At 56.3% G+C, this 12133-nt stretch carries 13 protein-coding genes and 2 pseudogenes; 6 read left to right on the top strand and 9 right to left on the bottom strand.

Annotation, left to right across the window (positions count from 1 at the left end; all coding sequences use genetic code 11):
* Positions 1 to 139: 139 nt before the first annotated feature.
* Positions 140 to 337, top strand: a pseudogene (locus tag ACHH0Z_RS24935) (hypothetical protein); the annotation flags it as partial.
* Between the two features lie 28 nt (positions 338 to 365).
* Complete coding sequence (locus ACHH0Z_RS24930; RefSeq protein ID WP_021243021.1) at positions 366 to 629, top strand: hypothetical protein; 264 nt, start codon at positions 366 to 368, stop codon at positions 627 to 629.
* Positions 630 to 659: 30 nt separating this feature from the next.
* Here the strand turns inward: ACHH0Z_RS24930 and ACHH0Z_RS24925 are convergent, their stop codons facing one another.
* A complete protein-coding gene (locus tag ACHH0Z_RS24925) occupies positions 660 to 839 on the bottom strand; it encodes a Rop family plasmid primer RNA-binding protein (RefSeq protein WP_021243020.1) in 180 nt (59 codons plus the stop codon).
* 68 nt (positions 840 to 907) lie between these two features.
* On the opposite strand from ACHH0Z_RS24925, the gene ACHH0Z_RS24920 reads away from it, so the two are divergent.
* Positions 908 to 1273, top strand: a complete 366-nt coding sequence (locus ACHH0Z_RS24920; protein ID WP_021243019.1) for a hypothetical protein — start codon at positions 908 to 910, stop codon at positions 1271 to 1273.
* A 61-nt stretch (positions 1274 to 1334) separates the two neighbouring features.
* Here the strand turns inward: ACHH0Z_RS24920 and ACHH0Z_RS24915 are convergent, their stop codons facing one another.
* From ACHH0Z_RS24915 to ACHH0Z_RS24900, 4 genes are all read right to left on the bottom strand, one after another.
* On the bottom strand, positions 1335 to 1634 hold the full coding sequence (locus ACHH0Z_RS24915) for a type II toxin-antitoxin system RelE/ParE family toxin (protein WP_045409610.1): 300 nt from the start codon (positions 1632 to 1634) through the stop codon (positions 1335 to 1337).
* Positions 1624 to 1887 (bottom strand): hypothetical protein, encoded by a 264-nt coding sequence (locus ACHH0Z_RS24910; RefSeq protein ID WP_000072676.1) that lies wholly within the window; start codon positions 1885 to 1887, stop codon positions 1624 to 1626. The genes ACHH0Z_RS24915 and ACHH0Z_RS24910 overlap by 11 nt, the downstream gene beginning before the upstream one ends.
* Before the next feature lie 137 nt (positions 1888 to 2024).
* Positions 2025 to 2477 (bottom strand): hypothetical protein, encoded by a 453-nt coding sequence (locus tag ACHH0Z_RS24905; RefSeq protein WP_125125741.1) that lies wholly within the window; start codon positions 2475 to 2477, stop codon positions 2025 to 2027.
* Positions 2478 to 3004: 527 nt separating this feature from the next.
* Positions 3005 to 5902, bottom strand: coding sequence for a Tn3-like element Tn5403 family transposase (locus ACHH0Z_RS24900; RefSeq protein ID WP_023307208.1), 2898 nt, complete (start codon positions 5900 to 5902; stop codon positions 3005 to 3007).
* A gap of 94 nt (positions 5903 to 5996) precedes the next feature.
* On the opposite strand from ACHH0Z_RS24900, the gene ACHH0Z_RS24895 reads away from it, so the two are divergent.
* Complete coding sequence (locus ACHH0Z_RS24895) at positions 5997 to 6602, top strand: recombinase family protein (RefSeq protein ID WP_000509966.1); 606 nt, start codon at positions 5997 to 5999, stop codon at positions 6600 to 6602.
* Between the two features lie 659 nt (positions 6603 to 7261).
* The gene (gene nhaA, locus ACHH0Z_RS24890) at positions 7262 to 8443 is read left to right on the top strand and encodes a Na+/H+ antiporter NhaA (protein WP_004194048.1); all 1182 of its coding nucleotides are present in this window, start codon (positions 7262 to 7264) and stop codon (positions 8441 to 8443) included.
* A gap of 426 nt (positions 8444 to 8869) precedes the next feature.
* Here the strand turns inward: nhaA and ACHH0Z_RS24885 are convergent, their stop codons facing one another.
* From ACHH0Z_RS24885 to ACHH0Z_RS24870, 4 genes are all read right to left on the bottom strand, one after another.
* Entirely contained in the window at positions 8870 to 9184 is a 315-nt protein-coding gene (locus tag ACHH0Z_RS24885) for a hypothetical protein (RefSeq protein ID WP_000091613.1), read from the bottom strand.
* 254 nt (positions 9185 to 9438) lie between these two features.
* Positions 9439 to 9795, bottom strand: a complete 357-nt coding sequence (locus ACHH0Z_RS24880) for a cupin domain-containing protein (RefSeq protein WP_000215515.1) — start codon at positions 9793 to 9795, stop codon at positions 9439 to 9441.
* Positions 9785 to 10186: a DUF86 domain-containing protein gene (locus ACHH0Z_RS24875; RefSeq protein WP_001293886.1), complete on the bottom strand. Its 402-nt coding sequence runs from the start codon at positions 10184 to 10186 to the stop codon at positions 9785 to 9787. Before ACHH0Z_RS24875 ends, ACHH0Z_RS24880 begins: the two co-directional genes overlap by 11 nt.
* Positions 10183 to 10473 carry a nucleotidyltransferase family protein gene (locus ACHH0Z_RS24870; protein WP_001247892.1) on the bottom strand — a complete coding sequence of 97 codons (291 nt, stop codon included), beginning with the start codon at positions 10471 to 10473 and terminating at the stop codon, positions 10183 to 10185. The genes ACHH0Z_RS24875 and ACHH0Z_RS24870 overlap by 4 nt, the downstream gene beginning before the upstream one ends.
* 74 nt (positions 10474 to 10547) lie before the next feature.
* Between ACHH0Z_RS24870 and ACHH0Z_RS24865 the strand changes: the two are divergent.
* A pseudogene (locus ACHH0Z_RS24865) lies at positions 10548 to 12133 on the top strand (Tn3-like element ISPa38 family transposase); the annotation flags it as partial.

The raw sequence follows: 12133 nt of genomic DNA, 5'->3' as shown, positions 1-12133 counted from the left end.
CATCAGGCGCGGAACTCATCGAGGCGCGGGAATAAAATCCCATTCAGACGCCGGATAGATTCAAGCAAGCCAACTTGTCGTCAAAATCGGTGTTGCAAAAACGGGAGTGACCATAGATTCCGTTTTCTGAGACGACCCCTATCTGTTCAACCGCCGGGCGAACGGCATCGATGAAATCTGGTACATCTGCCCGGACAGGCCGACGCTCGTCCGGGTGCAACGGGCAATTTTGGCGGTGGATGAAATCGTGAACCCACAGACCGGCGAGGCCCGAAAAACGGCAGAGCTGGACCGGGAACGGCTGTTTGCCTGCTTCAAATTCATGGTCATGGTCTGAGGTTAATCATTCATTTATGAGGTGTTTTATGACAAACCGGATTGCGGTTGTGGGCCGGGAGGCCCTGCTTATGGTCGGGGCGATGGCCGGAGGGCTGTGTGTGCTGGCCGCGCATCTGCTGAAATTGTTCTGGCGCGTGCTGCCGGTGTTTCTGCTGCTCTACGGGTTCGTGCAGTTTCTGGCGAGGAACCCGGCGATCCGTGACTGGTTGTTCCTGCATTTCGGGCAGGGAGGCACGGCGGCGATCCTGATCGGTGGTACCCTTCTTTGCCTGCGTCGTCTGATGAAATGACGGCAGACAGCACCGGCCGCGTCGGTGCTGTTATTCCTCCCCGAGCTGGTCCCGCATTGCCAGCCAGAGCGTTTCCGCGTCCTCGTGCAGCCGTTCGCACATGTCGGCCGCGGTATCCATATCCAGTTCGTTCAGCTTTTCCAGCAACAGCAGCGACTGATCCCTGATGAATTTTGCCATGTTGAGGGCGGTTTTTTCCTGTTTCGTCATGTTTCTTTCCTTCCGGGCATGGTGTGCGCCTGTCGGGTATACTGTCTCAAAAATAGCGGGGTGAGACAATGGCGTGGGTGACGGTGAGACAGGCCACGGAACTGACGGGAAAAGCCCGAAGTTCCCTGTATCGGGATATGGCTAAAGGCCGCGTATCATACCGGACGGAGGCTGATGGTGGTCGTGTCGTAGATACCAGCGAGCTTATCCGGGTGTACGGTGAGTTAAGACTGATTGAGACTCATGATCGGGACGGGTTGAGACTGCCGGATGAGACTGAAAAAACGGTATCAGAGGCGCTGATTGCGGAGATAAAAGCGCTGCGGGAAGAGGTGGCCGGGCTGCGGCAGGAAATGCAGGCCATGAGACTACTGGAACACAAAACGGAGACAGCAGAGACACCGCGCCGGTGGTGGCAATGGGGGAAGCGCTGACGCGCTGCGCTTGTCCAACCGGCGACGGCCACGCAATGAATTGCGCCCCCGTCACCCGTTATCAGCGGACGGAGTGGGGATTCTGGCGCTGGCCGACTACGGCCAGAACCCGGATTTTCTGCGCCGGGTCATTCACATCATAGAGGACATGCTGTCCCATCAGGCTTATCCGGCGAACGTCCTCGCTATAGCGTGAGTCCACTTCGTAGAGACGCGGAAAGTCTGCCAGCTTGTCTGCGGCCGCAAGAACGCGATCGGTGACGTTCCGCGCATCCCACAGAGATGAATTTTCCGCGATGTAGTCAAACAGTGCCGTTACGTCCTCGATGGCTCCCTGCTTCCATTCCACGTCATACGGCATCACGCAGTTCCTGATAGCGACCATGCAGCCGCTGGCGGAGTTGTTCCGTGGTCATGCCCGGGCGTGTATCAGCGCGGGCTGCAGTCACTTTGGCGCGAACCTGATCTTCATACTCGGCCTGTGCCAGTTCTTCGTTAGCCAGGCGCTGCAACAGTGCTGCCTTGTCCGGGCCACCTTCCGGCAGTATGCGGGGCAGACTTTCGGCCAGTTCCCGCAAGAAGTTGGCGTTTTCGTAGTGTGTGGTATTGCTCATTACAGAGCCTCCGGGGTTGATGCGTCGACATGAAGGAGTTTAGCAGGGACACTCCCTGAAAAATATGCTGAATCCGGTACGCGAAGCGTTACTTCCTTGTACTGGCTGTTCTCTGTTATTCGTGCTGTCTTGCAGGCTTACTGCGGGTTGCTGTCTTTTTTTTCTCGCTGCCTGAGTCCCTCAGCAAAACCGACCATCCAGCCTAATGGATCATGCTGCGCAGCCCCTGACAACAGCGCGTCAGATTCCAGTCCGGCTTGTCGTCCTGCCTCTCTGACATCTTCTCGTACCCATACCGCAATTTGCTTATAACCCGCCTCGCGCATACGTGCTTTATAGGCTGCCTGGCCGCGTGCATTCTTGATCAGATACTTGCGGTTGCTAGTGATATCGCGTGTCTTGTTGTTTGAACCGGTCATTAATTCCTCAGGCATTACAGAGTTGTCGTACACACAGAAAACATTACTAGTAATTATGATTGTTGTGAGTATTCCAGGGAGAAAATGAGAGATTTCCCGCGCAAAAGGGCGCTTTTTGGCGGTTTCAGGTGGTAAACGCACTGAAACGGGCCGCCATGCAGTCCGGTGCATAGCCATTCATGCCATCAGAATTCATCAGGCAAGTTTTGCGGGGTTTTCGCCGGGTAAGCTGTGGTTTTCACCGGCTTCGCGCTGAAATCGCCCTGAGCGCGTTTTAGCGGTGCGTACAATGAAGCCTTTATGTTAAATAGGGGCTTTTGTTGTCCGGAAAAGGCTGAGCAAAAATACGATAAACAGTGTCATACCGGTAACCAGCATGACATAGCCGGCTGTTGGGTTATAAGTCAGACAGAAGGCTGTGCAGGCACTGGGGGCGTGTATGCGAAAAAGCCCGGCAAAACACAGACTGGCCGAGAGTCCGTAAAATAACGATCCTGCGATAACGGTCAGCATAATTCTAAACATTGTCCCTTTGTCCCTTTGACCCTAATCATCCTCATCTTTTTTCTAATATGTCCCTTAAAATCAGGATGTTGATTGTTTTGTATGCAAGAAATGGACTAAAGAAATTTGTTTGTGATCCCATTCTCGTTTCTGCATATGAAGGGGTCGGTTCCGGCTGAGGGCGAAATGACACCCTAAGCTTTCGGTTCCTTGGGCCAAAGATATTCGCCAGTCAGTAGAATGTGCGCCCAGCCCAATGGGGATATGTGGGGAAGAAATTCAGGGGGAACATCCAACCCTTCGTTCCGCCGCTCCGTGACGGCATGACCAAGATGGACGGTATTCCAGTAAATGATCACCGCAGTCAATAAATTGAGCCCAGCGATTCGGTAGTGCTGCCCCTCTGTCGTGCGATCGCGAATTTCCCCCTGCCTCCCGATACGGAGCGCATTTTTGAGCGCATGGTGGGCCTCTCCCTTGTTAAGACCGATCTGAGCACGCCGCTGCATGTCCGTATCCAGGATCCACTCAATAATGAAAAGGGTCCGTTCAATACGACCAACTTCACGAAGCGCAACTGCAAGGTTGTTTTGTCGTGGGTAAGAAGCGAGCTTGCGCAGGAGTTGGCTGGGCCTGATTTTGCCAGCGGTCATCGTCGCGGCACAACGGAAAATATCAGGCCAGTTCGCAACGATAAGATCCTCCCGGGCTTTTCCACCTACCAACTTGCGTAACTCCCTGGGGGTCGTATCGGGATTAAATACGTACAACCGCTTCGATGGCAGATCCCTGATTCGCAGAACGAGATTGTAGCCGAGCAGGCTACTGGCTCCGAACAAATGGTCGGTGAATCCTGCTGTATCGGCATACTGTTCGCGAACATGGCGACCGACCTCGTTCATCAGTAGTCCATCGAGAATATACGGTGCCTCGCTCACGGTCGCCGGGATCGACTGACAAGCGAATGGCGCGAACTGGTCGCTTACGTGAGTATACGCTTTGAGGCCGGGAACAGAACCATATTTGGCATTGACCATGTTCATGACTTCGCCATGCCGCGCTGTCGGGAAAAACTGACCATCGCTCGATGCTGACGTGCCCATCCCCCAGACGCGTGACATCGGCAGTTTACCCTGCGCGGCCACCACAATTGCCAATGCCTGGTTCATGGCTTCGCTTTCAACATGCCAGCGGGCAAGGCGTGAGAGCTGCCAGTAATCATGCGTGTTTGTAGCTTCCGCCATCTTACGCAGGCCCAGATTGAGCCCTTCAGCGAGCAGGACGTTGAGCAGACCGATCCGGTCGCGACATGGAGCCCCGGTTCTCAGATGGGTAAACGCATCTGTGAAACCAAGGGCTGCATCAACTTCAAGCAGCATGTCGGTAATCCGAACGGACGGCATTCGGCGATACAGATCCAGTATGAGTGCCTCGGCACCATCCGGCACGTCTGCTGTCAACCTGTCGATCCGCAACGTTCCATCTTCTATGCTACCGTGCGGAATAGTGCCGTTACGGGCAGCCCGGGCCAGCCGCTTAAGAGCGATCGTGAGTCGCGCCTTTCTGTCTGCCAGCCAATCCTGTGGGTTGGAAGGCACGGCCAGTTTTGCATTTTCCTGCGCCGCGATCATCGGCACCAGTACCTGCTTGAGGTCACCATAGCGGCGCGAATGAGCGAGCCAGACATCTCCGGAACGAAAAGCATCCCGGAGGTGAAAGAGTACCGCCACTTCCCAAAGACGGGTATCTCCTTTTTCCTGAGCTCGTAAATGACGGTTCCATTTGGAGCTGGGCCGCAGGAAACGCCTTTCTGGCGATGCAACACCTTTCATCTCTCCGATCGACAAAGCTGCTGCTACCAATGGTCCGGCGACCGGCGCGGCTTCGAGCTTCAGACAGCGCAACATGCGGGGCGCATAACGACGAAAGCGATGGTATCCCTGCCCGACATATGCAAGAGGCTCATCGGCTAGCGTGTTGCTGAGTTGAGTCCCTGTCGCTACCAGTTGAGCGAGCCGGTCCCATGCAACCGAACTGGCGACAGCCATCTCCAGCGGGGTTCCGTCACTGCGGGCCTCAAGCAACGAAGCTCCCAGCGCGGTGAAGGTACGGATCGTATCCGTGAGTGTGGCTTTAGAGCCGGAAATTGTTTCGTCATGCTGGCGCTTCGCTTCCCGCCAGGTTTTTCCTACGATCCTGTCATGGGTTTCGACTATGGCATCAGCAATCGCCGCTTCCCACTCCACAACACAGACGGCAAGGATCGCCCAGCGGCGGTCCGAAGTGATGTCACGCAAACCGTCGGTGAAGTAGCGTTCACCCTGCCGACGCAGCCGGGCAATGCGATGGGCAGGTATGCTGGCCAAAGCACTATGATTGATATTCAGGGTACGCAGAAATTCGAGCCTGTCGAGCAAACGGTTAGCAGCAGCCGAGTTGTTACCAACCTCGAAGTTGCGAAGCCAGATGAAACGACTGATATTGCCGGCGAGCATTTCACTCAGAAGTTTGTCCAGGTGATCGCGAACATCCGCTGTTAAATTTTCCGCAATCCGCGTTTCAATCCGCCGCTCAGCGGCGACCAGAGCATCCGCGCACAAGCGCTCGATTGTCGATACTGCGGGCAGAATGGTGGAAGTTTCCCGACACCGCACAATAAAACGATGAGCAAGATCCTCGTTTGATCTGGCATCTTCGGCCTGGCCGAAAGTCCACTCCCGCAGATCACGGGCACCACGGCCCGTGAAGGTCTTGTAGCCGTAAATTTCGCGCAGCGTGTCCATGTGCTGCTGACGGGTTTGGCGCCGTGTGGCATAAGTGAGAAGCGCATCAGCCGGAACTCCAAGCTGAGCACCGACGAAGGAAAGGACTTCACGCGGGATCATCTCACCAGGAGCCAGTGCACGGCCCGGATATCGTAAGGCACAAAGTTGCAGGGCAAAGCCAATCCTGTTTTCCGGTCTGCGGCGCTGCCTAATGTTTTCCAGGTCATCATCGCCCAGCGTGTAGAACTTCAGTAGCGACAGTTCGTCCGTGGGCAGATCGAACAGCGCTGCTCGCTGCCGTTCGGTGAAAATATGGCGTCGTGACATACAAATTCGTCCCTTTTGAAGTATAGTCTGTTTTGGACAACAGCCAGCCCATATAAATCAGGGCGTTCCGATACAAAAATCCAGGAGGGTTCAATTGGGACATCGTGCCGCCATTTACTGCCGGGTTTCAACAGCGGATCAGTCTTGTGAACGCCAGGAATTTGATCTGCGAGCCTTCGCCGGCCGTGCCGGCTACGACGTGGTGGGAATATTTAAGGAAACAGGTTCAGGAACTAAACTCGACCGGGCCGAGCGAAAGAAAGTCCTGGCGCTTGCCCAGTCCAGACAAATTGATGCAATCCTGGTCACTGAGCTTTCCCGGTGGGGGCGCTCGACGCTCGATCTGCTCAATACGCTACGTGAACTGGAGAACTGGAAGGTTTCCGTGATAGCCATGAATGGAATGGCGTTCGATCTTTCGTCGCCGTATGGACGAATGCTGGCGACGTTTCTTTCCGGCATTGCGGAGTTTGAGCGGGATCTCATCAGCGAGCGGGTCAAGTCAGGCCTTGCTGTTGCGAAGGCACGTGGTAAGAGGCTTGGTCGTCAGGCCGGAGTGCGACCAAAATCAGACCGACTTTTGCCTAAGGTGGTTGCGATGAGGGCCGAGGGACGCAGCTATCGCTGGATCGCACGCGAGCTCGGTATCAGCAAGAATACCGTCGCTGACATCGTGCAACGACACAGAGCTAACGCTTAGGGTGTCATTTCGCCCTCAGCCGGAACCGACCCCGGCCATAACCGGGTGAACCCGTCGGTCCGCGGAATGGCCGCCGCGTAAAAGATCTCACAGCATCCGGCAAGCAATAAATATATCCAGCCCAAAACTTCTGGCCTCAGTGTTAACGAAATGCGCCATTTTGACCTGTGGTATGTCTTTTCTGACAGCCATTCGTCACCGGCATGGACGGATAATTATCCATCAGCTGCTGTTCAGGCTTTTCAGGATAATGCGGCTCAGAGCAGCATCTGTCTGCAAACGGTGTCCTGTGTAATCATTTTCCATCACTACCCGTGTCAGTTTACGTTGCCAGCTCTTACTGACAGATACTATTTACTGACACGCGGCGGATAGTAAATTTCAGCCATGTTCTGGAAACAGACTGAGCAAATTTCTCAGAATGGAAACGCACCCTAGCCCCGCCAAGGCTTCGCTTTACGATAATTTACCTGAAGGCGGCCATTTACCTGACGGTGCATGATAAAATGTAACCACAGACCGACCGAATTTAACTTATTAATTTAATTATCTAAATTTCTTACATCAGTCAATCAGGCTGTGCATTGCATTTTTGGAGTGCACAGTCTCTGGGTTGCCTGATTCACAATTCGTAAGTCAACATCTCAGGGGGAGATTAAGTGACAGAAAACCCAATCGGATTAACCAGAAAAGTTATCAAGCCCGTTTCTAATTTTTTCAGTTCACCTGTAGCGGGCGGTATTGTGCTTATTATTGCTTCGGCAGCCGCTATCATCGTGGCCAATTCGCCCCTCAGGGAAGGTTATGAAACACTCCTGAAATACAAAACAGCAGGCCTGTCCGTTGAGCACTGGATAAACGATGCCCTGATGGCCGTATTCTTTATGATGGTCGGGCTGGAAATCAAGCGTGAGCTTGTCACCGGCCAGTTAGCCACCTGGAGCCAGCGTGCGTTGCCGGGCTTTGCCGCACTGGGTGGTCTGGCCGTACCTGCCCTGATTTACGTGGGGTTTAATGCCGGTCATGACGAAACCCTTTCCGGCTGGGCCATCCCGGCGGCCACGGATATTGCTTTTGCGCTCGGTGTACTCGCCTTACTGGGCAGTCGTGTGCCAGTCTCGCTAAAAATTTTCCTGTCGGCGCTGGCTATTCTGGATGACATGGGGGCGGTGGCTATCATCGCGCTCTTCTATACCAGCAACATTTCGCTTCTGATGCTGGGTGGTGCAGCGGCAATGGTTGCTCTGCTGTTTAGCCTGAACCGTGCCGGCGTGACGCGCCTGCTGCCCTATCTGCTGACGGGGGGAGTACTGTGGTTTTTCATGCTTCAGTCAGGCGTGCATGCCACCGTCGCGGGTATCCTGCTGGCGTTCTTTATCCCGCTGCGAACCAGGAATGCGGCTGATGAAGTGCCTCTGGACAGGCTTGAGCATGCCATCAACCCCTGGGTCACGTTTATGATACTGCCGCTGTTTGGCTTCGCCAATGCGGGCGTCGCGTTGTCGGGCATGACGATGAATGACCTGTTGTCGCCGGTTCCGGTAGGCGTGGCGCTGGGCCTGTTTTTGGGTAAACAGGCAGGTATCTTTGGCCTGTCGCTACTGGCCGTCAGCCTGGGCCTGGCGAAACGACCAGAGAAAAGTACCTGGTTACAGGTTTATGGTGTCTCGGTACTGTGTGGGATTGGTTTTACCATGAGCCTGTTTATCGGCAATCTGGCCTTTACAGGCAGCCCTCTGCTCGTTGATGAGGTCAAGGTGGGGGTTCTGGCAGGGTCCATACTGGCCGCTCTGGCCGGTATTTTGATACTGCGCTTTGCGCCTTCTAAGCAAGTCAGGTAACGTATTATCTACAGGAAAATCCCCGTGATAACGGGGGTTTTTTCACACTGTCAGTGTATATTCTGAAGAGAAAATTGAAATTATTTAATTTTATTATAAATAATTACCTTTCTATCTTTCACATTTTACAGGCGGAGCCCTGTTCAGATAAGTCAGGATGAACGCTGGCATATCAGTTAAAATATTATGTTATTCAAATAAATAGTCGGCTAACGTGGTTTTTTACACGACTGGCCCTCTAACCCCGCTACTGAATACTGACCGCCAAAAGGCGGTTTTTTTGTTCAAAGAAACTGATCTCAGTATCGCGCCCGGGGCAGCTGGCCAACGTCGCCGGCATCGCGCCGGCAAAAATCGAAAAACAGAAATATCAGCAAGATAGCTTAAACAGGTGTCGGGAAATTTCGTTGAGATATTTTGAAGGAATCACAGTGTAAGCAGGCGCTTTTTCAGGGAGGCGCGTTCTTGCGGGTTGCGTCCCTTGTGATTGGCGATGCGATCCGCCGTGGCGGCCTGGCGCTTGACGGGCCAGTAGGAGCGGCCATCCTTGCCCATCGACCAGACGCTGCTGGCCTGGTTTTCCAGCAGGGGCAGATGGGCGCTCAGGGCTTCGGGCGACGCGCTGGTCAGCGCCGTGCGCTCACGGGTGCGCCAGCGCTGATGCCAGAGCTTCTTGTCCTCGCGCTCGCTGCCGCAGGTCGTGTGCCCGACGATGGGTGTTTTGCGGCGGCTGCGGCTCATAACGTAGTGGTCTCCAAGAACATTCAGGACTGATCCCAGGCGTCGATGGTCAAGACCTGATCGGCAGGACAGGCGGCTACGCGGTCGGGAACTGGATGGTGTTCAGTCTCATGCCGACCCCATTCGATTGATCGCGTCGCTTGCGGCACGCTGCGACGCAAGGAGGTTTGCGACCTGGTTTAGCAGCCGTGTCCGCTGCATGTCTGTTACCTATCTCCCCGACCGCTCATTGGACCAACTCCAGAGATTGGGCTCTATCGCTCAGCCAATACGAAACCGGCATTGGCTGATGCCACAACCGAGACTAACACAAATGGCTCGGTACCTGTATTTCGCGCCCCGTGCACTTGGCCCGGTCTTGCCACGGCTATCTCACCTTCCCTGAGGGCACGAACAATCCCATTGCCCTGAAAGTAATCAGCCATTCCCGACAAAACAGTCCACGTGTCTTGGCCGTGAGGATGAATGTGAGCCGCAATTTCCTGCCCGGGATGGACATGCCAAACCACGATAATTGAGTCTCGGGTTTCAAGCACAACGGAACGAATAGGCTCGCCTTCGGACGGCTGAACATACTCGGCTACAGAAAATATTCTCGATTCAACAGTCATCGGAGATCCCTCTTTCACAGTTGTCGTTACGGTCTTCATCGTCGGCATCCTGACGCACGGCGGGCAATTGCTGGAGCAACGCCGGCAGCCATTCCTGTACCGTCTCCCACACCACATCGAGGTTGATGTCGAAATAGCCGTGAGCCATGCGATTACGCATATTGCGCATGCTGCGCCACGGCACGTCGGCATGCGCCTGGGTGAACTCGACGTAGCCATCCATCACCTTTGTGGCCGCCTCGCCGATGACGATCAGGCTCATGATGACGGCCTGCTGGGTGCGCTTGTCGGCCAAGAAGTCGTCCTTGGCCATCCCTTCCACGAAGCTGCGCGCATCGGTTGCGGCCTGCTGAATGTGGTCGAGGTAATCGGGCAGGCGGTTCTCGCTCATATCGGTTGCGCCTCCGCGAGCACCTTGGCCCGGAACTTCGGCGGCAGGTCGCCGGGAGTCAGCAGATCGACGTCAACGCCGAGCAGCGATTTCAGTTCTTCTTCCAAATCGCCCAAGTCCAACAACGTGGCACCGGGCAGCGCATCGACCAACAGGTCGAGGTCGCTGCCATCCCGGTCGGTGCCATGCAGCACCGAGCCGAAGACGCGCGGGTTCGCGGCGCGAAAGCGGCCTACCGCTTCACGCACTGCGCTTCGCTTCATGTCAAGCACAACAGACGGTCGCATGCGCATCCTTTCTTATCGAAACTCGTTGAGATGATATGCAATCAAGAATAGAATTTCAAGAAGAAGGAAACCGCATGCCCCGCCGTTCGATCCTCTCCGCCGCCGAGCGCGAAAGCCTGCTGGCGTTGCCGGACACCAAGGATGAGTTGATCCGTCACTACACGTTCAGCGAAAGCGACCTCTCCATCATCCGGCAGCGGCGCGGCCCGGCCAATCGGCTGGGCTTCGCGGTGCAGCTCTGCTACCTGCGCTTTCCCGGCGTCATCCTTGGCGCTGATGAGCCACCGTTCCCGCCATTGCTGAGACTGGTCGCCAACCAGCTCAAGGTCGGCATCGAAAGCTGGGACGAGTACGGGCAGCGTGAGCAGACCCGACGCGAGCACCTGGTCGAGCTGCAAACGGTGTTCGGCTTCCAGCCGTTCACGATTGGCCACTACCGGCAGGCTGTCCAGTTGCTGACCGAGCTGGCCATGCAAACCGACAAGGGCATCGTGCTGGCCAGAGCCTTGATCGAGCACCTGCGGCGGCAGTCGGTCATTGTGCCCGCCCTCAACGCCGTCGAGCGGGCGAGCGCCGAAGCGATTACCCGCGCCAACCGGCGTCTCTACGACGCCTTGGCTGAGCCGCTGACGGACGTGCATCGCCGTCGCCTCGACGATCTGCTCAAGCGCCGCGACAACGGCAAGACGACGTGGCTGGCCTGGCTGCGGCAATCCCCGGTCAAACCGAACTCGCGGCACATGCTGGAACACATCGAACGCCTCAAGGCGTGGCAGGCGCTCGACCTGCCCTCCGGCATCGAGCGGCTGGTTCACCAGAACCGGCTGCTCAAGATCGCCCGCGAGGGCGGCCAGATGACGCCCGCCGACCTGGCGAAGTTCGAGCCGCAGCGGCGTTACGCGACCCTGGTGGCGCTCGCCATCGAGGGCATGGCCACCGTCACCGACGAAATCATCGACCTGCATGACCGCATCCTGGGCAAGCTGTTCAATGCCGCCAAGAACAAGCATCAGCAGCAGTTCCAGGCATCCGGCAAGGCGATCAATGCCAAGGTGCGGCTGTTCGGGCGCATCGGCCAGGCGCTGATCGAGGCCAAGCAAGCGGGCCGCGATCCGTTCGCCGCCATCGAGGCCGTCATGTCCTGGGATGCTTTCGCCGAGAGCGTCACCGAAGCGCAGCGGCTCGCGCAACCCGAGGACTTCGATTTCCTGCACCGCATCGGCGAGAGCTACGCCACGCTGCGCCGCTACGCGCCGGAATTTCTCGACGTGCTCAAGTTGCGGGCCGCGCCCGCCGCCAAGGACGTACTCGACGCCATCGAGGTGCTGCGCAGCATGAACAGCGACAACGCCCGCAAGGTGCCCACCGACGCGCCGACCGAGTTCATCAAGCCGCGCTGGCAGAAGCTGGTGATGACCGACACCGGCATCGACCGGCGCTACTACGAACTGTGCGCGCTGTCGGAGCTGAAGAACGCGCTGCGCTCCGGCGACATCTGGGTGCAAGGCTCGCGCCAGTTCAAGGACTTCGAGGACTACCTGGTGCCGCCCGCGAAATTCGCCAGCCTCAAGCAGGCCAGCGAATTGCCGCTGGCCGTGGCCACCGATTGCGACCAGTACCTGCATGACCGGCTGACGCTGCTGGAAACGCAGCTCGCCAC

The sequence above is a fragment of the Enterobacter cloacae complex sp. 2024EL-00227 genome, from assembly GCF_043945315.1.
In the GTDB taxonomy this organism is placed as follows: Bacteria; Pseudomonadota; Gammaproteobacteria; order Enterobacterales; family Enterobacteriaceae; genus Enterobacter; species Enterobacter roggenkampii.
The sequence above is the reverse complement of the archived record's forward strand: the minus strand, read 5'-3'. Positions and strand labels throughout refer to the sequence as shown.

Bases quoted from the DNA above. Each gene is read 5' to 3' on its own strand.
- ACHH0Z_RS24900 (WP_023307208.1), bottom strand. From the start codon at position 5,902: ATGTCACGACGCCATATTTTCACCGAACGGCAGCGAGCAGCGCTGTTC.
- ACHH0Z_RS24875 (WP_001293886.1), bottom strand. From the start codon at position 10,186: ATGAGCGAGAACCGCCTGCCCGATTACCTCGACCACATTCAGCAGGCC.
- ACHH0Z_RS24925 (WP_021243020.1), bottom strand. From the start codon at position 839: ATGACGAAACAGGAAAAAACCGCCCTCAACATGGCAAAATTCATCAGG.
- ACHH0Z_RS24885 (WP_000091613.1), bottom strand. From the start codon at position 9,184: ATGAGCCGCAGCCGCCGCAAAACACCCATCGTCGGGCACACGACCTGC.
- ACHH0Z_RS24920 (WP_021243019.1), top strand. From the start codon at position 908: ATGGCGTGGGTGACGGTGAGACAGGCCACGGAACTGACGGGAAAAGCC.
- ACHH0Z_RS24915 (WP_045409610.1), bottom strand. From the start codon at position 1,634: ATGCCGTATGACGTGGAATGGAAGCAGGGAGCCATCGAGGACGTAACG.
- ACHH0Z_RS24910 (WP_000072676.1), bottom strand. From the start codon at position 1,887: ATGAGCAATACCACACACTACGAAAACGCCAACTTCTTGCGGGAACTG.
- ACHH0Z_RS24880 (WP_000215515.1), bottom strand. From the start codon at position 9,795: ATGACTGTTGAATCGAGAATATTTTCTGTAGCCGAGTATGTTCAGCCG.
- ACHH0Z_RS24930 (WP_021243021.1), top strand. From the start codon at position 366: ATGACAAACCGGATTGCGGTTGTGGGCCGGGAGGCCCTGCTTATGGTC.
- ACHH0Z_RS24870 (WP_001247892.1), bottom strand. From the start codon at position 10,473: ATGCGACCGTCTGTTGTGCTTGACATGAAGCGAAGCGCAGTGCGTGAA.
- ACHH0Z_RS24905 (WP_125125741.1), bottom strand. From the start codon at position 2,477: ATGCACCGGACTGCATGGCGGCCCGTTTCAGTGCGTTTACCACCTGAA.